19 protein-coding genes are annotated in these 19,435 nt (G+C 69.2%); 3 read left to right on the top strand and 16 right to left on the bottom strand.

Features of this window, described 5'->3' with window-relative positions:
* Window positions 1–48 precede the first annotated feature (48 nt).
* The 9 genes from ACLBKU_RS08010 to ACLBKU_RS07970 form a co-directional block, all read right to left on the bottom strand.
* Complete coding sequence (locus tag ACLBKU_RS08010) at window positions 49–510, bottom strand: hypothetical protein (RefSeq protein ID WP_410179038.1); 462 nt, start codon at window positions 508–510, stop codon at window positions 49–51.
* 95 nt (window positions 511–605) lie between these two features.
* On the bottom strand, window positions 606–1,397 hold the full coding sequence (locus ACLBKU_RS08005) for a heme-dependent oxidative N-demethylase family protein (protein ID WP_410179037.1): 792 nt from the start codon (window positions 1,395–1,397) through the stop codon (window positions 606–608).
* Between the two features lie 4 nt (window positions 1,398–1,401).
* Window positions 1,402–2,238 (bottom strand): alpha/beta hydrolase, encoded by an 837-nt coding sequence (locus ACLBKU_RS08000; RefSeq protein ID WP_410179036.1) that lies wholly within the window; start codon window positions 2,236–2,238, stop codon window positions 1,402–1,404.
* On the bottom strand, window positions 2,235–3,245 hold the full coding sequence (gene bioB, locus ACLBKU_RS07995) for a biotin synthase BioB (RefSeq protein ID WP_410179035.1): 1,011 nt from the start codon (window positions 3,243–3,245) through the stop codon (window positions 2,235–2,237). The genes ACLBKU_RS08000 and bioB overlap by 4 nt, the downstream gene beginning before the upstream one ends.
* A gap of 133 nt (window positions 3,246–3,378) precedes the next feature.
* Window positions 3,379–5,532, bottom strand: a complete 2,154-nt coding sequence (scpA, locus tag ACLBKU_RS07990; RefSeq protein ID WP_410179034.1) for a methylmalonyl-CoA mutase — start codon at window positions 5,530–5,532, stop codon at window positions 3,379–3,381.
* A gap of 103 nt (window positions 5,533–5,635) precedes the next feature.
* Window positions 5,636–6,421, bottom strand: coding sequence for an enoyl-CoA hydratase-related protein (locus tag ACLBKU_RS07985; RefSeq protein WP_410179033.1), 786 nt, complete (start codon window positions 6,419–6,421; stop codon window positions 5,636–5,638).
* Window positions 6,422–6,521: 100 nt separating this feature from the next.
* Window positions 6,522–6,974: a methylmalonyl-CoA epimerase gene (mce, locus tag ACLBKU_RS07980; protein WP_410179032.1), complete on the bottom strand. Its 453-nt coding sequence runs from the start codon at window positions 6,972–6,974 to the stop codon at window positions 6,522–6,524.
* Window positions 6,971–7,372 carry a hypothetical protein gene (locus ACLBKU_RS07975; RefSeq protein ID WP_410179031.1) on the bottom strand — a complete coding sequence of 134 codons (402 nt, stop codon included), beginning with the start codon at window positions 7,370–7,372 and terminating at the stop codon, window positions 6,971–6,973. Before ACLBKU_RS07975 ends, mce begins: the two co-directional genes overlap by 4 nt.
* Entirely contained in the window at window positions 7,353–8,885 is a 1,533-nt protein-coding gene (locus ACLBKU_RS07970) for an acyl-CoA carboxylase subunit beta (protein ID WP_410179030.1), read from the bottom strand. Before ACLBKU_RS07970 ends, ACLBKU_RS07975 begins: the two co-directional genes overlap by 20 nt.
* A gap of 75 nt (window positions 8,886–8,960) precedes the next feature.
* On the opposite strand from ACLBKU_RS07970, the gene ACLBKU_RS07965 reads away from it, so the two are divergent.
* A complete protein-coding gene (locus ACLBKU_RS07965; protein ID WP_410179029.1) occupies window positions 8,961–10,088 on the top strand; it encodes an NAD(P)/FAD-dependent oxidoreductase in 1,128 nt (375 codons plus the stop codon).
* Here ACLBKU_RS07965 and ACLBKU_RS07960 read toward each other — a convergent pair.
* The 7 genes from ACLBKU_RS07960 to pgi form a co-directional block, all read right to left on the bottom strand.
* Entirely contained in the window at window positions 10,085–10,807 is a 723-nt protein-coding gene (locus ACLBKU_RS07960) for an SDR family oxidoreductase (protein ID WP_410179028.1), read from the bottom strand. The genes ACLBKU_RS07965 and ACLBKU_RS07960 overlap by 4 nt on opposite strands.
* On the bottom strand, window positions 10,807–11,829 hold the full coding sequence (locus ACLBKU_RS07955; RefSeq protein ID WP_410179027.1) for an NAD-dependent epimerase/dehydratase family protein: 1,023 nt from the start codon (window positions 11,827–11,829) through the stop codon (window positions 10,807–10,809). Before ACLBKU_RS07955 ends, ACLBKU_RS07960 begins: the two co-directional genes overlap by 1 nt.
* Window positions 11,830–11,888: 59 nt before the next feature.
* Window positions 11,889–13,241, bottom strand: coding sequence for a glutathione-disulfide reductase (gene gorA / locus ACLBKU_RS07950; protein ID WP_410179026.1), 1,353 nt, complete (start codon window positions 13,239–13,241; stop codon window positions 11,889–11,891).
* A 122-nt stretch (window positions 13,242–13,363) separates the two neighbouring features.
* A complete protein-coding gene (locus ACLBKU_RS07945) occupies window positions 13,364–14,899 on the bottom strand; it encodes a DEAD/DEAH box helicase (RefSeq protein WP_410179025.1) in 1,536 nt (511 codons plus the stop codon).
* Between the two features lie 211 nt (window positions 14,900–15,110).
* Window positions 15,111–15,521, bottom strand: coding sequence for a hypothetical protein (locus tag ACLBKU_RS07940; RefSeq protein ID WP_410179024.1), 411 nt, complete (start codon window positions 15,519–15,521; stop codon window positions 15,111–15,113).
* Window positions 15,522–15,572: 51 nt separating this feature from the next.
* A complete protein-coding gene (locus ACLBKU_RS07935) occupies window positions 15,573–15,968 on the bottom strand; it encodes a hypothetical protein (protein WP_410179023.1) in 396 nt (131 codons plus the stop codon).
* Between the two features lie 249 nt (window positions 15,969–16,217).
* Complete coding sequence (gene pgi / locus ACLBKU_RS07930) at window positions 16,218–17,768, bottom strand: glucose-6-phosphate isomerase (protein WP_410179022.1); 1,551 nt, start codon at window positions 17,766–17,768, stop codon at window positions 16,218–16,220.
* Window positions 17,769–17,817: 49 nt separating this feature from the next.
* Here pgi and lepB point away from each other — a divergent pair, with 49 nt between their 5' ends.
* Together lepB and rnc are read left to right on the top strand one after the other, a co-directional pair.
* Entirely contained in the window at window positions 17,818–18,666 is an 849-nt protein-coding gene (gene lepB / locus ACLBKU_RS07925; RefSeq protein ID WP_410179021.1) for a signal peptidase I, read from the top strand.
* On the top strand, window positions 18,663–19,349 hold the full coding sequence (rnc, locus tag ACLBKU_RS07920) for a ribonuclease III (protein ID WP_410179020.1): 687 nt from the start codon (window positions 18,663–18,665) through the stop codon (window positions 19,347–19,349). Before lepB ends, rnc begins: the two co-directional genes overlap by 4 nt.
* The last annotated feature ends 86 nt before the right edge of the window (window positions 19,350–19,435 follow it).

The following is a 19,435-nucleotide window of genomic DNA, read 5'->3' as shown; positions in this document are numbered from 1 at the left end:
TATGCCGCCCCCGGAGCCGTGTATCAACCTGACAGATTTGCGCTGGGATCAGTAATCCTTGTGCGCGTGGCCGACTTCGGTGACCGACATGGCGACCAGCGAATCGAACTCGGCAATGATCTTCTCGGCGGCCTCCTGGCTGCCGGCGAGCTTGACCATCTCCGCCATCCACTTGGCATCCTCGGGCGTGCCCTGTTTGGCCATGTCGCCGGGGCCGCCCTTCATCGGGAAGATGTAGATCACGTCCCATTGGCCGGTGTCGAGGTGGATGCCGTGGACCCCCGAATCCACGCCGGAATTCTGGTCGGCCTTGGCGAAGTAGTTCTTGATGATCTCGAGCGCGCGCTCGCGCTTGCCCGAGACGAAGCGGGTCATGGTGACGCGCGCCCAGGTGAGTTCCTCGGGCTTGGCCGCAGCGTCCTGAGCCATGGCAGGCGACGGCGCGAAGGCGACGGCGAGCGAAAGCGTGGCGGCTGCGGCAAGAGCCTTGCCGATCCCGATGTTCTTCATGATTTTCCCCCCTTTGGAGCGCGGCGGAAGCGCCCGCCGCCGGGGGTGAGTTAACGTCAAACCATGGCCACTATGTGGCACTCTTCGCGCCGGAATCAGGCCGTGCGGCCTTGCGCGAAGGCAATCAGGCTCGCCGCATAGGCGGGCGCCCCCCGCCGGTCGCCCTCGCCGCTGACGAGGGTCTGCACCGCCCTCCCCAGCATGGCGATGTTGGCGGGGGAGAGGCGCCCGAGCGGTTCGACATAGATGCCGATGGTGAAGAGGATCGCGCCTGTCTCCGGCAGGCGGCGCAGCGTCTGGCGTTCGGAGCGCACGAACAGGGTCTCGCCCGCATTCGCGGGGGTGACGTGGGCGAAGGCCTCGGCAGGCGGTCGGTCGGGGAGCCAGCGCTTGTCCGGCGTGGCGGCGATGAACCAGTTGCAGCGGCCATAGATGGGGCCGGGGCGCAGGGTCTCCATGAAGCGGTCGACGCCGGTTGCGAGCTGCTCCTCGTAGCCCTGGATCGGCGCGTGGAGCGCGCGCAGCGGGAGGCCGAGCTTCTCCTTCGGGCGCCAGTCCGAGGGCCACGCGACCGCGGCGCCGATCAGGCGGTAGACCTCCTCGTCCTCGCGTTTGGTCAGGAGGCACAGGTCCTCGTGGACGGCGCGCGCGGCTTGCGCGAGCGCGCCCTCCACGCCCAGCATCGCCGCGAGCTCGCGCCCCGGCGCCTCGACTTCGGGGGTGAGCTGCACCGCCTCGGGCCACGCGGCGAAGGCGGCGGCGCGCGCGGCGCGGTCGGGCGCGGGGTCGAGCCACGCGCGCTCCTCGAGCTTCACCAGCCCCATGCGAAGCTGCCCGCCCCCGCGCGCCCTGAGGAGCAGTTGGTCGACCGCAAAGCCGAGGGTCACACCGTCACCCCGCCCCGCCCCGCCGCTCGCAGCGCAGCACCATGCCGTAATCGGTCAGCCAGTCTGCCTCGGTCGGCATCAGGTATTGCAGCGCCTCGGGGAACAGGCCGTGGAGCGTGGTCGCATGGTGCAGCTCCTTGCGGCGGTCGGAGAAACAGTAGGGCTGGCTCTGCGGCAGCACGGCGAGGAAGCGCTCCATGCCGCTCTCCATCGCGCCGCCCTCGTCGGCGAGGCTGATGTAGAGCGGCGGGCGCGGCGCGGTGCCGAGCGGGCGGCGGCTCAGCGCCTCGAAGTCCCATTGCAGGCTGGGCGAGATCGCCGCGTAGCCGGTGAACAGCTGCGGGGCGAGCTCCCACGTCTCGACCACGAAATGCCCCGCCGCGCTCTCGCCGATCAGGACCGCGCTGCCGTCGGTGCGGTAGCGCGCTTCGATCAGCGGCTTGACGGTGCCGGCGAGCCACGCGCGGAAGGCCGCGCTCTCGCCCGCGGTGGGATAGCGCTTGGCCTCGGCGGGGTCTTTGGTGGCGGGGAGCAGCTCGCGCTGGCGGTCCTTCGTGGCGATGCCGACGAGGATCGCATCCTCGCTGCGCCCCCACAGCGCGTTCCACCGGAGCAACCCCACGCCCATCATGAGGTCCTGCCGGATGTCGCCGTCGAGCTGGTAGACGACCGGCCAGCGCTTCTCGGGGTCCTTCGCGTAATCGGGCGGGAGGACGATGCTGACCTCGCGGCGCTGCCCGAGCACCTCGAGCGTGCCGGTCTCGCCGATGACGAGGGGCTGGGGTTCGGGTGTCGGCGCCGGAGCGGCGGCCAGCGCCGCGGCGGCGAGGAGCGTGATCACGCCGCCGCCACCGCCGCCTTGCAGGCCCGAGCGGGTTCCTCGCCTTTGAGCGCTGTGAGGCCGAGCTTGGCGAACAGCGCGCCGTCCTTGTCGTCGCCCGCATTGGGGGCGGTCAGCAGCTTGTCGCCGGTGAAGATCGAATTCGCGCCGGCGAGGAAGCACAGCGCCTGCGTCGCCTCGGACATCGACTCGCGCCCCGCCGAGAGCCGCACCATCGAGCGCGGCATGGTGATGCGCGCGGCCGCAACCGTGCGGACGAACTCGATATCGTCGATCTTGGCGAGCGGCGTATCCGCCAGCATGTTGCCGAGCACCGTGCCCTTGACCGGCACCAGCGAATTGACCGGCACGCTCTCCGGGTGCTGCGGCAGGGTGGCGAGCGTGTGGATGAAGCCCACCCGGTCCTCGCGCGTCTCGCCCATGCCGACGATCCCGCCCGAGCAGACGTTGATCCCCGCCTTCCTCACGTGATCCAGCGTGTCGAGCCGGCACTGGAAGTCACGGGTGGAGATGACGCGCTCGTAATATTCGGGCGAGCTGTCGATATTATGGTTGTAATAATCGAGGCCTGCGTCCGCGAGCATCTCGGCCTGATGCGGCTCGAGCATCCCCAGCGTCATGCAGGTCTCGAGGCCCATGGCGGAGACACCCTTCACGATCTCGACGATCGCGGGCATGTCGCGGTCCTTGGGATTGCGCCACGCCGCGCCCATGCAGAAGCGCTGCGACCCTGCATCCTTCGCCTGCGCCGCACGCTGAAGCACGGCCTGCACGTCCATCAGCTTGGTGGCCTCGACGCCCGAGTCCGCGTGGACCGACTGAGAGCAATAGCCGCAATCCTCCGGGCACCCGCCGGTCTTGATGCTGAGCAGGGTGCACAATTGGACTTCCGTCGCGGGATGGTGCGCGCGGTGGACGCTGGCGGCCTGGAACAGCAGCTCGGTGAAGGGCAGGTCGAAGAGGGCCGCGATCTCGGTGCGGGTCCAGTCGGTGCGGATTTCAGTCATGAGGTCGATCTCAGTCCTTCGTCATTGCGAGGAGCCGAAGGCGACGCGGCAATCCAGCAACTGCCGTTCGCTCTTTGCGCAACGTTCGAAACTGGATTGCTTCGCTTTGCTCGCAATGACGAGGGAGTAGCGCCTACTCCGCCGCCTCGTCCAGCCCCTCGCCGAGCGGCGGCATGTTGTGGCCGAGCAGCACCAGAATATCCGCCGCGCATTCCACCACATTCGAGCCGGGTCCATAAATCCCCTGCACCCCCGCCTCGCGCAGGAAGTCGTAGTCCTGCGGGGGGATCACGCCGCCGGCGGTGACCTTGATGTCGCCGCGCCCGGCTTCGCGCAGGAGCCGGATCAGTTCGGGGATCAGGGTCTTGTGGCCCGCCGCAAGGCTGGAGGCGCCGACCACGTCGACATCGTGTTCGAGTGCCATCGCGGCCGATTCCTGCGGGGTCTGGAACAAGGGTCCGGAGATCACCTCGAAGCCCATGTCGCTGAAGGCCGAGGCGATCACGTTCGCGCCGCGGTCGTGGCCGTCCTGGCCCATCTTGGCGATCATGATGCGGGGGCGGCGGCCCAGACGACGGCCGACGGCCTCGACGCCGTCCGTCACCTGCGCCCAGCGGCGGTCGAATTCATAGGCGCTGGCATAGACGCCCTTGACCGGCGCAGGGGTGGCATCGTGGCGGCCGAAGACCTCCTCCATCGCCGAGGAAATCTCGCCGAGGGTCGCATCGTGGCGCGCGGCTTCCACGGCCAGCGCCAGCAGGTTCGCGCCGGTGGAACACCCCTCCGTCAGCGCCGCGAGCGCCGCGCGGCAGGCGGCCTCGTCGCGGTTTGCGCGCACCCGCTCGATCCGCGCGATCTGGCCGGCGCGGACCTTCTGGTTGTCGACCTCGAGCGTCTCGAGCGCGTCTTCCTGTTCCTTGCGGTACTTGTTGACGCCGACGATCACCGTCTCGCCCTTGTCGACCCTGGTCTGCTTTTCCGCCGCCGCGCGCTCGATCGCGGCCTTGGGCGCGCCGGTGGCGACGAAGGCGGTCATGCCGCCCGCCGCGTCGACCTGCTCGATCAGCTTCCACGCCTCGTCCACAAGGGTCGAGGTCAGCGCTTCGATGTAATGCGAGCCGCCGAGCGGATCGACGACGCTGGTGATCCCGCTTTCCTCCTGCAGCACCAGCTGGGTGTTGCGGGCGATGCGGGCGCTGAAGTCCGTGGGGAGCGCGATGGCTTCATCGAGGGCATTGGTGTGGAGCGACTGCGTGCCGCCCAGCACCGCCGCCATCGCCTCGACCGTGGTGCGGATGACGTTGTTGTAGGGGTCCTGCTCCTGCAAGCTCACGCCCGAGGTCTGGCAGTGGGTGCGCAGCATCTTGGAGCGTTCATCCTTCGCGCCGAGGCCATCCATCACCCGCCACCACAGCGTGCGCGCGGCGCGCAGCTTGGCGATCTCCATGAAGAAGTTCATGCCGATGCCGAAGAAGAAGCTGAGGCGCCCGGCGAAGGCGTCGATGTCGAGCCCCGCGGCCATCGCGCGTTGGGCGTATTCCTTGCCGTCGGCGATCGTGAAGGCGAGCTCCTGCACCGCTGTCGCCCCGGCCTCGTGCATGTGGTAGCCGCTGATCGAAATGCTGTTGAATTTCGGCATGTTGGCCGAGGTAAATGCGATGATGTCCGAGATGATCCGCATCGAGGGCTCGGGCGGGTAGATGTAGGTGTTGCGGACCATGAACTCCTTGAGGATGTCGTTCTGGATGGTCCCGTCGAGCTTCTCTTGGCTCACCCCCTGACGCTCGGCGGCGACGATGAAGAAGGCGAGCACCGGGATCACCGCGCCGTTCATCGTCATCGAGACGGACATGGAATCGAGCGGGATCTGGTCGAACAGGATCTCCATGTCCGCGACCGTATCGATCGCCACCCCCGCCTTGCCGACATCGCCGACGACGCGCGGGTGATCGCTGTCATAACCGCGATGGGTGGCGAGGTCGAAGGCGACCGACAGGCCCTTCTGGCCCATCGCCAGATTGCGCCGGTAGAAGGCGTTCGATTCCTCGGCGGTCGAGAAGCCCGCATATTGCCGGATGGTCCAGGGGCGTCCGGCATACATCGAGGCCTTCACCCCGCGCGTGAAGGGCGCGAAGCCGGGCAGGCCCGGATCGAACCCGGCGTGATCCTCGGCCGTATAGAGCGGCTTGATCGCGAAACCTTCGGGCGTGTGCCAGGTGAGGTCGCGGCCCTTCACTTCCCTCGCGGCAAGGGCGTTCCAGTCGGAGAGGGTCGGTTTGTCGGTCATGCGTCACTTCATCCGTTCGTGTCGAGCGAAGTCGAGACACCGCGCCCGGGTATCTCGACTGCGCACTGCGTGCTCCGCTCGATACGAACGGAGAGGGGCGCGTTTAGTGCCCCTTGAACTCGGCCTTGCGCTTCTGGAGGAAGGCCATGCCGCCCTCCATCGCATCCGCGGTGGCGCCCGCGACGCGCTGGGCTTCGGCCTCGGCGAGCAGCACCTGCTGGAGCGAGCCGTCGAGCGCGATCGCGATGTTGCGCTTCATCTGCGCGTAGGCGACGGTCGGGCCATTGGCGAGCTTCTCGGCGAGCGCGCGCGCCTCGGTCATGAGGTCGGCGTCCTCGACGCACCTGTAGATGAGGCCCCACTCTTCCGCCTGTTCGGCGCTGATCTTCTCGCCCAGCATCATCATCCGCGTCGCGCGCGCACGGCCGATCGCGCGGGCAAGCAGCCAGGTCGAGCCGCCGTCGGGCACGAGGCCGATATTGACGAAGGCCTGGAGGAAATAGGCGCTCTTCGCCGCGATGGTGAAGTCCGCCGCCAGAGCCAGCGAGCAGCCGACGCCCGCCGCGGGGCCGTTGACCGCGCAGATCACCGGGACGCTCGCGCGCACGAGGTGGCTGATCGCGGGATTATAGTGATTGTTCAGCGCCTTGTGGCTCCCGCCCTTCCCCGTCACCGCGCTGGCCTCGTCGCGCGCGGCGAGGTCTGCGCCCGAGCAGAAGCCCTTGCCCTCGCCGGTGATGAGCACCGCGCGCGCGTCGCCGAGGTCGTAAAAGGCCATGCCGATCTCGTCCGCCATCCTGGGCGGCATGGCGTTGAGCCGCTCGGGGCGGTTCAGGGCGATGGTGACGAGCGGGCCCTCGCGGGTGACGCGGATGGTTTCGTAGGACATTCTTCTCTCCAGTTCTGTCATCCCCGCGAAAGCGGGGACCCAGGGTTATGGGCACCGCGTGCCGCTCTGGGTTCCCGCTTTCGCGGGAATGACAAGCATTTCAGTTCGACCAGTGCGTGCCCTCTTTGGGCGTCTCCATGATCTCGGTAAGCATGCCGCCCATGTCCTTGGGATGGACGAAAAAGATAGGGGTGCCGTGCGCGCCGATGCGGGTGGGGCCGAGGATGCGCTTGCCGAGCGCCTCGAACTCGCTGCGCGCCTCGGCGATGTCGGGCACCTCGAAGCACAGGTGATGCTGCCCGCCGAGGGGGTTCTTGGCGATGAAGCCCGCGAGCGTGGAGTTCTCCCCCAAGGGCTCGATCAGCTCGATCTGGGTGCCGTTCAGCGCCCCGTCCGCAGCCGGCGTGTCGACGAAGCAGACCTTCACGCCCTGCTCCTCAAGGTCGAACGGGGTGTGGATCTTGGTCGCGCCCATGACGTCGCGGTAGAAGGCAATGCTGTCAGCGATGGAGGGCGTGGCGACCCCGATGTGGTTCAAGCGGCCGAGTTTCATGGTTTTTCCCTCCCTCGCACTGTGCTCATTCCCCCGCCGCGCCGTTCCGGCGGCAGAATGCCGAGAACCAGCACCATCGTTTTGCCATTGTCGCAAAGTGCCACTTGCGCGCTTCGTGCTGCCCCGGCTTGCGTGGTGCGGCGATGATAGCCGTAAAACGCGCAGCCGGGATAGCCGCGGTCCGGTTCGAACCCGGCTGCAAGCAGTTCGGCGACGACCATGTCGCGCGACGCAATGGCGCGATCGGCCAGAGCTTCGAGATGGGCTTTGGCCGCCACTGCATCGCCGAGCACGATCGCCTCGAGCGGACTGCGCGGGGTCAGGTCCGGGTCCTGCGCCCGCGCGGCAGACGGCAGCGCCAATGCAAGTAGGACGAAGCTAGAGCGGAATATTGTCATGCTTCTTCCACGGGTTCTCGAGGCTCTTCGTCCGCAGCTTCCTTAGCCCCAGCGCGATCCGGCGGCGGGTCGAGTGGGGGTGGATCACCTCGTCGATATAGCCGCGCTGGGCTGCCACGAAGGGGTTGGCGAAGCGGTCTTCGTATTCCTTGGTGCGTGTCGCGATCTTGGCGGGGTCGTCCTTCTCCGAGCGGAAGATGATCTCCACCGCGCCCTTGGCGCCCATCACCGCGATCTCGGCGGTGGGCCAGGCGTAGTTGAGATCGCCGCGCAGGTGCTTGGAGGCCATCACGTCATAGGCCCCGCCGTAGGCCTTGCGGGTGATGACGGTGATCTTGGGCACGGTCGCCTCGGCATAGGCGAAGAGCAGCTTGGCGCCGTGCTTGATGATCCCGCCCAGTTCCTGCGCAGTGCCCGGGAGGAAGCCGGGGACGTCGACGAAGGTGATGATCGGGATTTCGAAGGCATCGCAGAAGCGCACGAAGCGCGCGGCTTTCTTGGAGGAATTGATGTCGAGCACGCCCGCGAGCACCATCGGCTGGTTCGCCACCACGCCCACGGTGCGGCCTTCCACCCGGCCGAAACCGCAGATGATGTTGCCGGCATGCGCCGGCTGGATCTCGAAGAAATCGCCCTCGTCGAGCACCTTGGTGATCACCTCGTGCATGTCGTAGGGCTGGTTGGCGTTGTCGGGGATCAGCGTGTCGAGGCTGTTGTCGATCCGGTCCCACGCGTCCGCGGTGGGGAGCACAGGGGCCTCGTCGCGGTTCGAGAGCGGGAGGAAGTCGAAGAAGCGGCGGGTCGCCAGCAGCGCCTCGACGTCGTTCTCGTAGGCGAGGTCGGCGACCGAGGTCTTGGTGGTGTGGGTGATCGCCCCGCCCAGTTCCTCCTGCGTGACGACCTCGTTGGTGACGGTCTTCACCACCTCGGGGCCGGTGACGAACATGTAGCTCGAATCCTTCACCATGAAGATGAAGTCGGTCATCGCCGGGGAGTAGACCGCCCCGCCCGCACACGGCCCCATGATGAGGCTGATCTGCGGGACGACGCCGCTCGCGAGCACATTGCGCTGGAACACCTCGGCATAGCCCCCGAGGCTGGCGACGCCCTCCTGGATGCGCGCCCCGCCCGAATCGTTCAGGCCGATCACCGGCGCGCCGACCTTCATCGCCATGTCCATGATCTTGCAGATCTTCTCCGCGTGGCGCTTGGACAGCGAGCCGCCGAAGACGGTGAAGTCCTGCGAGAACACGAACACCAGCCGGCCGTTGATCGTGCCCGAGCCGGTCACCACCCCGTCGCCGGGGATCTTCTGGTCTTGCATGCCGAAGTCGATGCAGTCGTGCTCGACATAGGCATCGACCTCCTCGAAGCTGCCCTCGTCGAGCAGCACTTCGAGGCGTTCGCGCGCGGTCAGCTTGCCCTTGGCGTGCTGGGCGGCGATGCGCTTCTCGCCGCCCCCGAGGCGGGCAGCCTCACGGCGACGTTCCATTTCGGCGATGTTGGCGGACACGCGGGTTCCTCTCCTGCACCAGTCTCTTGGGCCAACGCGTTGCCTTAGCGCAGCCTAGGCGTCAACGTGGCAAAAGTGGCGGTGAATGCGAGGGCGGCGATGCGGCAGGCGGACGTGGTGGTGATCGGCGGCGGGATCGCGGGGCTCTCGCTCGCCGCGCGGCTGGCAGGCGATTCGCGGGTGACTGTGCTCGAGGCGGAGAGCGCGGTCGGCTACCACGCTTCGGGCCGCTCGGTCGCCTTCGCGCATTACGGGCTCGGGAACGACCCGGTGCGCCGCCTGACCGCGCTGAGCATGGCGGAACTCGCCGAGCACGCGGTCGTCCACCCCGCGCTGCACATCGCCCGCGAGGAGGAGCTCGCCGCGCTGGGTGCGCTCGAGGAGGTGCACCGCGCCTTCGGCTGCGACTTCTCGCGCGTCGGCCCGGCGGAGGCGCGCGCGCTCATGCCGGTGCTGCGGCCCGAGGCCTGCGCGGCGGCGCTGGTCGACCACGGCTCGCTAAAGCTCGACACCAACGCGATGCTCCAGGCCCTTGCTGCGCGGCTCAAGGCGGCGGGCGGGCGGCTGGTGACGGGGGCGCGGGTCGAGGCCATCGCCCGCGACGGCGCGGGCTGGCGGATCGCGGCGGGGGGCGAAACTCATGCCGCCGCGATCCTCGTCAACGCGGCCGGGGCCTGGGCGGACGTGATTGCGCGCATGGCGGGCGTCCGGCCTATCGGCCTCGAACCGCGGCGCCGCACGGTGATCTCCTTCGCCGCGCCGGAGGGCGAGGACGTGCGTGGCTGGCCCTTCACCAAGACCGTCGGCGCAGGGCTCTACCTGCTCCCCGAGGGGCGCGGCCAGCTGCTCGCCTCGAGCATGGACCAGACCCCGTCCGAGCCCTGCGACGCTGCCGCCGAGGAGCTCGACATCGCCATCGCCGCCGACCGGGTCGAGCAGGCGACGACCTTGCAGCTGCGCCGGATCGCGCACAGCTGGGCGGGCCTCAGGAGCTTCGCCCCGGACGAGCTGCCGGTGATCGGCCCGGCGAGCGAGGCGCCGGGGTTCGTGTGGTGCGCAGGACAGGGCGGCGCCGGCTTCCAGACCGCGCCCGCGCTCTCGGCCATCGCGGCGGCGGCGACGCTCGGCCTGCCCTTCCCTGAGGACGCCGCGGCGGCGGGGCTCGACTTCGCGATGTTCGCCCCGGCGCGGCTCGGCGCCTAGAAGCTGAGCATGATCCTGCGGGCGAGCGCGGGCGAGAGCGAATAGACCGCGCGCAGTACCTTCACCATGCCGACATTGGCTTCGTCGAGCCCGTTCTCGAGCGCGGCGATGATCTGGCGCGCGCATTCCTGGGGGGAGAGCTTCCTCATCTTGCGGTCGGCGGTCATCTGGGTGTCGACCACCGGGGGCAGCGCCTCGATGACCTGGATCGGCTCGCTGCGGAGCTGGGCGCGAAGGGCCATGGTGTAGCTCCTGAGGCCCGCCTTGCTCGCGCAATAGACCGAGGAGGCGGTGTTGGGCGCGATCGCGAGGCCGCTCGTCACGTTGATGATCGCCGCCTGCGGACGCGCGCGCAGCGCCGGGAGCAGCGCGGTGATGAGGCGAACGGGCGCGGAGAGGTTCGCATAGAGGCACCCGTCGGCCGCGTCCGGGTCGGGCGCGCCGTTCCTCACGTCATGCGGCACGCCGAGCCCGGCATTGTTGATGAGGACGTCGATCGGGCGGTCGCCGAGAGCGGCGACCAGCGCGTCGACGCCGGCGGGGTGCGACAGGTCGGCGGCGATGACCGCGAAGCCCTCGGCCTCCATCGCCGCGAGGCGTGCGGGATCGCGCCCGGTGAGGGTCACCTTGGCTCCCTTGGCCTTCAACTGCCGCGCGATCTCGCGGCCGATCCCTGCGCTGCCGCCCGTCAGCAGCACGCTCTTGCCGTTCACGTCCATCAGGGTTTCACCACTCCGTGCTGGATAAGGCTCTCGCCGCAGTCGGCGATGGTGTCCTCGACCGGGCGCATTGTCCAGCCGAGCCGCTGCTGCGCGTGGCGCGCGTCGACATGGCGGACCTTGCCGATCTCGGTCTTGATCCCGCGCACCTCGGCGTTGAACAGCGCCAGCACGCTCACCAGCCAGTCGGGCATCGGCCGCGTGGGCGCCTTGCGCGCCTTGGCGCCGAGCCGCGCGCGCAGCACGCCCGCGACCTCGAGTGCGGTCAGGAACCGCCCCGCGCCGAGGAAGCGCTCGCCCGCTAGTCCCGGGGTTTCGAGCGCGAGCACGTGGAGCGCGGCGATATCGCGCACGTCGACGATCGGGAAGCCGAGGTTCGGCGCCATCGGCATCGCGCCCGAGAGCAATTGCTGCACCAGCTCGACCGAGGCCGAGAAGTCGCCGCTGTCGACGGGGCCGAGGACCATGCCGGGATTGACCGAGACGAACTCCATGTCGCCCCCCTCGGCCGCCACCCAGTCGCGCGCGGCGCGCTCGGCGATGGTCTTGGACTTGACGTAAGGATAGGCGTCGGGGTGGTCGATGTTGGTCCAGCGGCTCTCGTCGAAGGTGTATTCGCCGCGGTCGACGCCATAGACCACCGCGGCGGTCGAGGAGGTCTGGACGAAGCGGGTGACGCCCGCGTCCCGGGCGAAGCGCAGCGCCCGCAGCGTGCCTTCGCGCGCCGGGACGATCAGGTCGTCCTCGTGCTTGGGGGCCTGTGCGGGGATCGGCGAGGCGACATGGGCGACGTGCGAGCACCCCGCCACCGCCTCGGCCCAGCCTTTGTCGGAGGTCAGCTCGGCCTCGAACAGCCTGAAGCGGTCCGCCGCAGGATTGCCGAGCCGTGCCCGCAGGCCGGCCTCGCTCTTTGTGACGTTGCGCACCGTGCCGTGCACCGTCCAGCCCTTCGCCAGAAGCTGGCGGATCAGCTCGCCGGCGATGTAGCCGGTCGCCCCCGTCACCAGAACCGTGCCTGCCATGCAATTCCTCCCCTTGCCGTAACGTCCGCAAGCCTAGCAGGTCAGTTGCGGCGTGCAACCTATTTGAAGAGCACCAACTCCTCGGCCATGGTCGGGTGGATCGCGACGGTCGCGTCGAAATCGGCCTTGGTCAGCCCCGCCTTCACTGCAATGGCGGCGGCCTGCATGATCTCGGGCGAATCCGGGCCGATCATGTGGATGCCGACGATCCGGTCGTTCGCGGCATCGACGATCATCTTGTAGAGGCTGCGCTCGTTGCGCCCGGCGACGACGTTTTTCATCGGGCGGAAATCGGCCTGGTAGACCTTGATGTTGCCGAGCGTGTTGCGCGCCTCGCCCTCGGTCATGCCGACCGCGGCGATCGGCGGGTGGCTGAAGACGGCGCTCGGCACACAGGAATGGTCGACCGCATAGGGCTCGCCGGGACCGAAGACAGACTCGGCAAAGGCCTGACCCTCGCGGATCGCAACGGGCGTGAGCTGCACCCGGTCGGTGACGTCGCCGACCGCGTAGATGTGCTCGACATTGGTGCGGCTGAAGGCGTCGACCACGATCTCGCCCTTCTTGCCGAGCGCGACGCCCGCCGCCTCGAGCCCCAGGCCCTCGGTGTTGGGCACGCGGCCCGTGGCGACCATCACCGCGTCGTATTCGCACGGCTCCTGCCCGGTGAGCTTGACCATGAGCGTGCCGTCGGCCTGTTTCTCGACGCTCTCGAACTCGGCGTGGAACAGGAAGCTGATGCCCTTCACCATCGAGATCTGGAGCAGCCGGTCGCGCACGCTCGCGTCGTAGCCGCGCAGGATCGTGTCAGAGCGGTTGGCGATCGTCACCTTGCAGCCGAACTCGTTGAAGATCCCGGCGAACTCGTTGGCGATGTAGCCCCCGCCGGCGATCAGGATGCGGCGCGGGAGCTCTTCGAGGTGGAAGGCCTCGTTCGAGGTGATGACGTGCTCGCTCCCCGGAAAGTCGGGCACGTGCGGGCGGGCCCCGGTGGCGATGAGGATGTATTTGGCGGTGACCACCTTGCCGCCGGCGAGCGTGATCTCGTGCGGGCCGGTGAGCTGCGCGCGCTCCTCGAAGATCGTGACCTTGTGGTTGCCGAGCGTCTGGCCGTAGAGCCCCTCGAGCCGGGTCACGTCCTTCTGCACGTGGTCGCGCAGCGCCGCCCAGTCGAAGCTCTTGGCGCCGATGGTCCAGCCGAAGCTCTTCGCGTCCTCGAGGTCCTCGGCGAAATGCGCGCCGTAGACGAGCATCTTCTTGGGGACGCAGCCGCGGATCACGCAGGTGCCGCCGACGCGGTATTCCTCGGCGACGGCGACGCGCGCGCCGTGGGCAGCGGCGACGCGGCTCGCGCGCACCCCGCCCGAGCCTGCGCCGATGGTGAAGAGGTCGAAATCGTATTCGTCGGCCACGGCGCGTCATCCTCCTGTCGGTGGAGGCGCGATATGGCCCATGCGGGCCCCGAATCCAATGGCAAGGCGCGCGCCTCCGGGAGGAAGTTCGCCTTGCCTTGCTGGAAGGTTACGTCGCTTGCTCAGCCCTGCGCGGCGCGCGGACGACCGCCGCCGCCCCCGCCGCGACGGCCGCGGCGATTGCCGCCGCCGCCGTTGCCGCGGTTCTGGCCGCCCGGCTGGCTGCGCTGCTGGCCCTCTCCCGAGGGGCGGCCCCCGCCGGCATGGCGCTGGCCGCCCTGCGCGGGCTTGCCCTGCGCAGCCGGCTGGCGACGCTCGCCGCGCGGTGCCTCGGCGTGGCGGCGTTCGCCCCCACGGCCCTCGCCCTGACGGCGCTGTTCGCCCTGCTGCGGACGGCGCTCGCCGCGCTGTTCCCCTTGCGGCTTCCTCTGCCCGAGCGGGCGCGGCTGGACGCGCTTCATCGGCTGGCGCGGTGCGGGCTTTTCCGGCCCCTCGCCTTCCACCACCGCGCGGAAGTTGTCGGGGAGCGGCAGGCGCTCGAGCTCGGCGCCGGTGGTGCGGCGAATGTCCTTGAGGTAAGCGCGCTCGTCCTCGGCACAGAAGGCGATCGCGATCCCGTCACGCCCCGCACGCGCGGTGCGGCCGATGCGGTGGACATATTGCTCGGGCACGTTGGGCAGCTCGTAGTTGATGACATGGCTCACCCCCGGAATGTCGATCCCGCGCGCCGCGACGTCCGTCGCGATCAGGATCGGCACCCGCGCCTTGCGGAACTCGTCCAAGGCGCGCTGGCGCTGGGGCTGCGACTTGTTGCCATGGATCGCGTTCGCCTCAATCCCGGCATGCGCGAGCTTCTTCACCACCCGGTCGGCGCCGTGCTTGGTGCGGGTGAAGATCAGGATGCGCTCGAACTCGCCCGGCACGCGGTGGCGCCCTTGCAGGATCATCTGGAGCAGCGAGAGCTTCTCGTCCTGCTGGACCATGAAGAGATACTGGTCGATCCGCTCCGCCGTGGTGCTCTCGGGCGTCACCGAGACCTGCACCGGGTTGGTGCAGTAGCCGCCGACCAGCTCCTTGATCGCCTTGGGCATGGTGGCGCTGAAGAACAGCGTCTGGCGCTCCTTGGGGGCGAGTTCGCGGATCTTGCGCAGCGCGTGGATGAAGCCGAGGTCGAGCATCTGGTCGGCCTCGTCGAGCACGAGGATCTCGATCCCTGCGAGGTTGAAGGCCTTCTGATCGACGAGGTCGAGCAGGCGCCCCGGGGTGGCGACGAGGATGTCGGTCCCGCGGTGGAGCTTGTTGCGGTCCTTGCCGACGCTCGTGCCGCCGACGATGCACTGCACCTTCAGCCCGGCGAGCGCGCCGTAGTCCTTCGCGCTGTCGGCGATCTGGACGGCAAGCTCGCGGGTGGGCGCGAGCACCAGCATCCGGCAGGACTTGAAGGGGATCGGCTTGTCCGCCTCGCGCAGGCGGTCGATGCTGGGCAGCATGAAAGCCGCCGTCTTGCCGGTGCCGGTCTGCGCGATGCCGAGCAGGTCGCGGCCCTTCAGCACCGGCGGGATCGCCTGGGCCTGGATCGGGGTCGGCGTGTTGTAGCCCTTCATGTCGAGGGCCTGGAGCACGGGCTGCGACAGCCCGAGATCAGCGAAAGTGGTCATGTGAAACTCGCAAAATGTGCGGCGCGCGCGCCTGTCCCAAGCGGACGGCACGCGCGGCGCGGGGGTTCAAACCGCCCGCGTGAAAAGGGAAGTCCTTGGGAAAGACCGAGGCGCGGCCGGGGCGGATGCTTGTCTGTTTCCGCCGCTTCACGCATGGCATGCGCGCTTCGATGGCGCGCAGATGGGGCCTCGCGTGCCAAATGTCAAAGGATTATCGGTCCGGCTTGATCGACATGTCGAAGTTGATCCGCCCCACATAGGTCCCGGCGACCGCATTGCCCCAGGCATCGCGCGCCGGTTCGAGCCGCGTGCGGCGCATCAGCACGTCGCACAGCTGCTTCTTCACGATCGTGCTGCGGAACTGGCGCGAAAGCGAGCAGGCGGTCGCCGTGCCGTCGGGCGCGACCTCGAGCGTGAAGTCGAGCCGCTGCGCCAGCATCCCGAGTCGCGAGGCGGTTCCGACGAGTTCGTTCAGCCCGTCGAAGGCGATCAGCCGCGGCCCGCTGGGGCGCTGCACCGGGGGTTCGGTTGGCGGCGCAGGATCGGCTTGCGCGGCGACGGGGTGCGCCATCGCGGCGGCGAGCAGCGGCAGGACGATCCTGTGCACCGTAATCCGCATCATTCGCCCCCACTCCGTCTCGCGGGGAGAGGCAAGCAGATTAGGCGCTGCGAATCAACGGCTTTCGCGCAGTTCCTGGTAATTGAGCCGCCCCGCGTAGGTGCCCTCGACGGCTTGCCCGGTCGCATCGTGGGCCGGCTCGAAGCTGTGGGTGCGCAGCAGCACGGCGCAGAGCGTGTCGTTGACGTGCTTCATCCGGAACCTCTCGGTGAGCTCGCAGTCCGTCGGGGTGCCCTCGGGATCGACCGCAAGCCGGTAGGCCACCTCGGCGCGCCACACCCGGAGGCGGGCGGATTCCTTGAGAAGCTCGCGGCCGCCGGTGAACGCGATCAGCCGCGCGGGCGTGGCCCCGGCAGGTGCATCCCCTTCGCGCGGGGCGCTGTCGGCCATCAGCGGCGCCGGGATCGCTGCAAGCGCGACGAGGACAGGAAGAAGAAGCACGGATTTCATCGCGGAAGCCTTGCTGGAGGGGGAGGTCGACCCTCGCGGGCCGGTCTGCCCCTTTCTTCGGGCAATCGGCGCATCGGTGCAAATCGAACGCGACGAGACGTGCAAATCGTTGCATTCCTGCGTCAGGCCGTCACCGCCGCGTAACAATCCTGCCGCGACGTGGAATCAAGCTGCCGGGCGACGGAAGATGTTAACCCTTCCGCCCGCGCGCCGCTCCGCCCCTGTGGCGAATCCGCATCACCCCGGCGCTCAGCCGAGCCCCGCCGCCGCCATCAGCGCCCGGGTGGAGGCGTCGAAGTCGCCCTCGCCGCTCTCGATCTGCTTGGCGATCGCCTTGCCGAGCTCGACCCCGAACTGGTCGAAGGGGTTGATCCCCATCAGCACGGCATTGGCGAAGGTGCGGTGCTCGTGGAAGGCGATAAGTGCGCCGAGCGCCGCCGCGTCGCAGTCCTCGACGAGGAAGGTGGTCGAGGGCCGGTCCCCCGGATAGGCGCGCGCCGGGTCGTCGGACGCCTTGCCCGCCATCAGCGCCGCGCCTTGCGCAAGGCAGTTCATGAGCAGGATGCGGTGGTGCGCCGGATCGAGGTCGTCGCCGGGCGCGATCGAGGCAATGAAGTCGACCGGGATCAGGTGCGTGCCCTGGTGGAGCAGCTGGAACACCGCGTGCTGCGCGTCGGTGCCCACCCCGCCCCAGGTGATCGGCGCGGTCGGCCCCTCCGCCGGCCGGCCATCGGCGGTGACGCTCTTGCCGTTCGATTCCATCTCGAGCTGCTGGAGGTAGTCGGGCAGCAGCTTGAGCCGCTCGTCATAGGCGAAAACCGCGCGGGTCTGGCAGCCCCTGAGGCGCGTGTAATACTGGTCGGCGAAGGCGGCGAGCAGCGCGGCGTTCGCCCGGCCCTCGGTGTGCCGGAAGTGATCGTCAACCGCCTTCGCCCCGGCGAGCATCGCGCGGAACTCGTCCATGCCGATGGCGAGCGCGACCGGAAAGCCGATCGAGGAGAACAGCGAATAGCGCCCGCCGACGCTCTCGGGGAAGGGCAGGATGCGGGTTTCGTCGACGCCCCACTCGACCGCCTTCGCGGGCGCGGCGGTGAGTGCGACGACCTGGCCGTGCGGGTCCTCGACGCCGTTCTCGGCGAGCCACTTCAGCGCACTCGCGGCGTTGGTCATGGTCTCGATGGTGGTGAAGGTCTTGGAGGCGACCGCGATCAACGTCGCGGCCGGATCGCAGGCGCGGAACGCCGCTTCGAGCGCGAGGCCGTCGATGTTCGAGACAACGTGGACGTCGACCAGCGCGAGGTCGCGGGTCAGCGCGTCGATCGCCAGCGCGGGCCCGAGCGCCGAGCCGCCGATGCCGATCGCGATGCAGTGCTTCACCTCGCCCAGCGCCCCCTCGTGGATCGCCTCGACGAGCATGCCCATCCGCGCGAGCAGCGCCTCGGCCTCGTCAACCTGCGCCGCGGTGCCGCTGCCGCGCAGGGCGCCGTGGGTGGCGGCGCGGCCCTCGGTGGGATTCACGATCCCGCCACCGAACAGCGCGGTGCGGGCCGCGGCGAAGCCCGCTGCCTCGGCGAGCGCCTCGAACCCGTCGAGGAGGTCCTCGGAGAGGTGCGTCTTGGAGAAGTCGATCAGCATGCCCGTCTCGGCATCCGCGCCGGGCTCGACCGGCCAGACGATGCGGCGGGTGAGTGCCTCTACACGCTTGTCGTCGGCGAAGAGCGCGCCGAGCGTCGCATGGGGCAGGCTCTCGAGATGCTTCCAGGCCGCCCCGCTCGTCCCTGCTGTGCTGCTGCCCGTCATCACCCTTCCCCTTTGCGCAAGTTCGCGGCTGCGAGTAAGGGCAGGAGCGATGGATGTTAAGACCCAATCGCTCGGAGCCGCGCCGCCCGCCGCAGCTGGCGCCCGCGCGGGCGAGGCGCCGGACGCCTCGTGGGGCGGCTTCGGGTGGTTCCTGGTCAAGCTGCTGATCGCGGTGCTGGCCTTCCGCACGCTCGTCTTCGCGCCCTTCACGATCCCCTCGGAATCGATGCTGCCGGGGCTGATGAACGGCGACTACCTCATCGCCGCGAAGTGGCCCTACGGCATCTCGCGCCGCTCGCTGCCCTTCGACCTGCCACTGCCCGAGGGGCGGCTGCTCCCGGCCTCCCCGCGGCGCGGCGATGTCGTGATCTTCCAGCACCCGGTCGACGGGCGCGACTACATCAAGCGGGTGATCGGCCTGCCGGGCGACCGGGTGGCGGTGATCGGCGGGCAGGTCGTGCTCAACGGCGCGCGGGTGCCCCGGACGCGGATCGACGACGCGCTGGTGCCGCTCTCGCCCAACACCGGCTGCGCCTGGGGCGGCGACATGGCGCGCACCGGCGAGGGCGGCGAGGCCTGCGCCTATCCGCGCTACCGCGAGACACTGCCGGAGGGCCGCTCCTACGATGTGCTCGATTTCGGCACCACGCCGGCGGACAGTTTCGCCGAGGTGGTGGTGCCCCCGGGCCGCCTGTTCGTGATGGGCGACAACCGCGACAGCTCGCTCGACAGCCGCTTCCCCGCCGAGGCCGGACAGGGGGTCGGGATGGTCGCCGAGGACCTCCTCGTCGGCCGCGCGGCGCTGATCGTGTGGTCGACCGACGGGAGCGCCACCTGGACCAACCCGCTCTCGTGGTTCGCGGCCGCCCGCTGGGAGCGGATCGGGGACCTGCTGTGAGCGCCGGCCTCGCCGCCGAGACCCGCGCCTGGCTCGAGGCGCAGGGCTTTGCCGTGCGCAGTGAGGCGACCTGGCTCGAGGCGCTCACCCACGGCAGCTTCAACGGCTCGGGGGCCGAGGTCGCGGACTACCAGCGGCTCGAATTCCTCGGCGACCGGGTGCTCGGCCTGTCGGTGGCGGCCTGGCTGTTCCGCGCCGGCGACGGGCCGGAAGGCAAGCTTTCCCAGAGGCTTAACGCCCTCGTCAGCGGGGCCGCCTGCGCCCGGATCGCGCGCACCATCGGCCTGCCGCAGCACATCCGCCTCGGCAAGCAGGCGCGCGACGACGGCGGGGCGGACAGCGACAAGATCCTCGGCGACGTGATGGAGGCGCTGATCGGCGCGTGCTTCATCGAGCATGGCTTCGACACCGCGCAGGCGCTGATTTATCGCTTGTGGGCCAAGGAGTTGGAGGGCGACGAGGGCAAGGCCAAGCACCCCAAGAGCGCGCTCCAGGAATGGGCCGCGGGAAACCGCCGGATGGCCCCGCTCTACGAGGTCGTCGACCGCTCCGGCCCCGACCATGCCGCGCGCTTCACGGTGCGGGTGACGGTCCGCAACGTCGGCTCGGCAGAGGCGACCGCGAGCAGCAAGGGCGAGGCCGAAAGGCTCGCCGCCAAGGCCTTCATCGAGCGGTTCGGGTGAGCCCGATCGGGTGATGTTTCACGTGAAACATCGCCGGAAATGGCGGGCTGGAGGGGGTGTGAGGGGGGTGTAATGGGGGTCTGGCG

This window comes from Erythrobacter sp. NE805 (assembly GCF_046452355.1).
Lineage (GTDB): Bacteria > Pseudomonadota > Alphaproteobacteria > Sphingomonadales > Sphingomonadaceae > Erythrobacter.
This window is presented reverse-complemented; position numbering and strand designations above follow the sequence as displayed.

Coding starts and splice junctions, on each gene's coding strand:
- ACLBKU_RS07985 (WP_410179033.1), bottom strand. CDS start 6,421: ATGTCCTACGAAACCATCCGCGTCACCCGCGAGGGCCCGCTCGTCACC.
- ACLBKU_RS07975 (WP_410179031.1), bottom strand. CDS start 7,372: ATGACAATATTCCGCTCTAGCTTCGTCCTACTTGCATTGGCGCTGCCG.
- ACLBKU_RS07945 (WP_410179025.1), bottom strand. CDS start 14,899: ATGACCACTTTCGCTGATCTCGGGCTGTCGCAGCCCGTGCTCCAGGCC.
- mce (WP_410179032.1), bottom strand. CDS start 6,974: ATGAAACTCGGCCGCTTGAACCACATCGGGGTCGCCACGCCCTCCATC.
- lepB (WP_410179021.1), top strand. CDS start 17,818: ATGGATGTTAAGACCCAATCGCTCGGAGCCGCGCCGCCCGCCGCAGCT.
- ACLBKU_RS08010 (WP_410179038.1), bottom strand. CDS start 510: ATGAAGAACATCGGGATCGGCAAGGCTCTTGCCGCAGCCGCCACGCTT.
- ACLBKU_RS07955 (WP_410179027.1), bottom strand. CDS start 11,829: ATGGCAGGCACGGTTCTGGTGACGGGGGCGACCGGCTACATCGCCGGC.
- pgi (WP_410179022.1), bottom strand. CDS start 17,768: ATGACGGGCAGCAGCACAGCAGGGACGAGCGGGGCGGCCTGGAAGCAT.
- ACLBKU_RS07960 (WP_410179028.1), bottom strand. CDS start 10,807: ATGGACGTGAACGGCAAGAGCGTGCTGCTGACGGGCGGCAGCGCAGGG.
- bioB (WP_410179035.1), bottom strand. CDS start 3,245: ATGACTGAAATCCGCACCGACTGGACCCGCACCGAGATCGCGGCCCTC.
- scpA (WP_410179034.1), bottom strand. CDS start 5,532: ATGACCGACAAACCGACCCTCTCCGACTGGAACGCCCTTGCCGCGAGG.
- ACLBKU_RS07935 (WP_410179023.1), bottom strand. CDS start 15,968: ATGAAATCCGTGCTTCTTCTTCCTGTCCTCGTCGCGCTTGCAGCGATC.
- ACLBKU_RS07940 (WP_410179024.1), bottom strand. CDS start 15,521: ATGATGCGGATTACGGTGCACAGGATCGTCCTGCCGCTGCTCGCCGCC.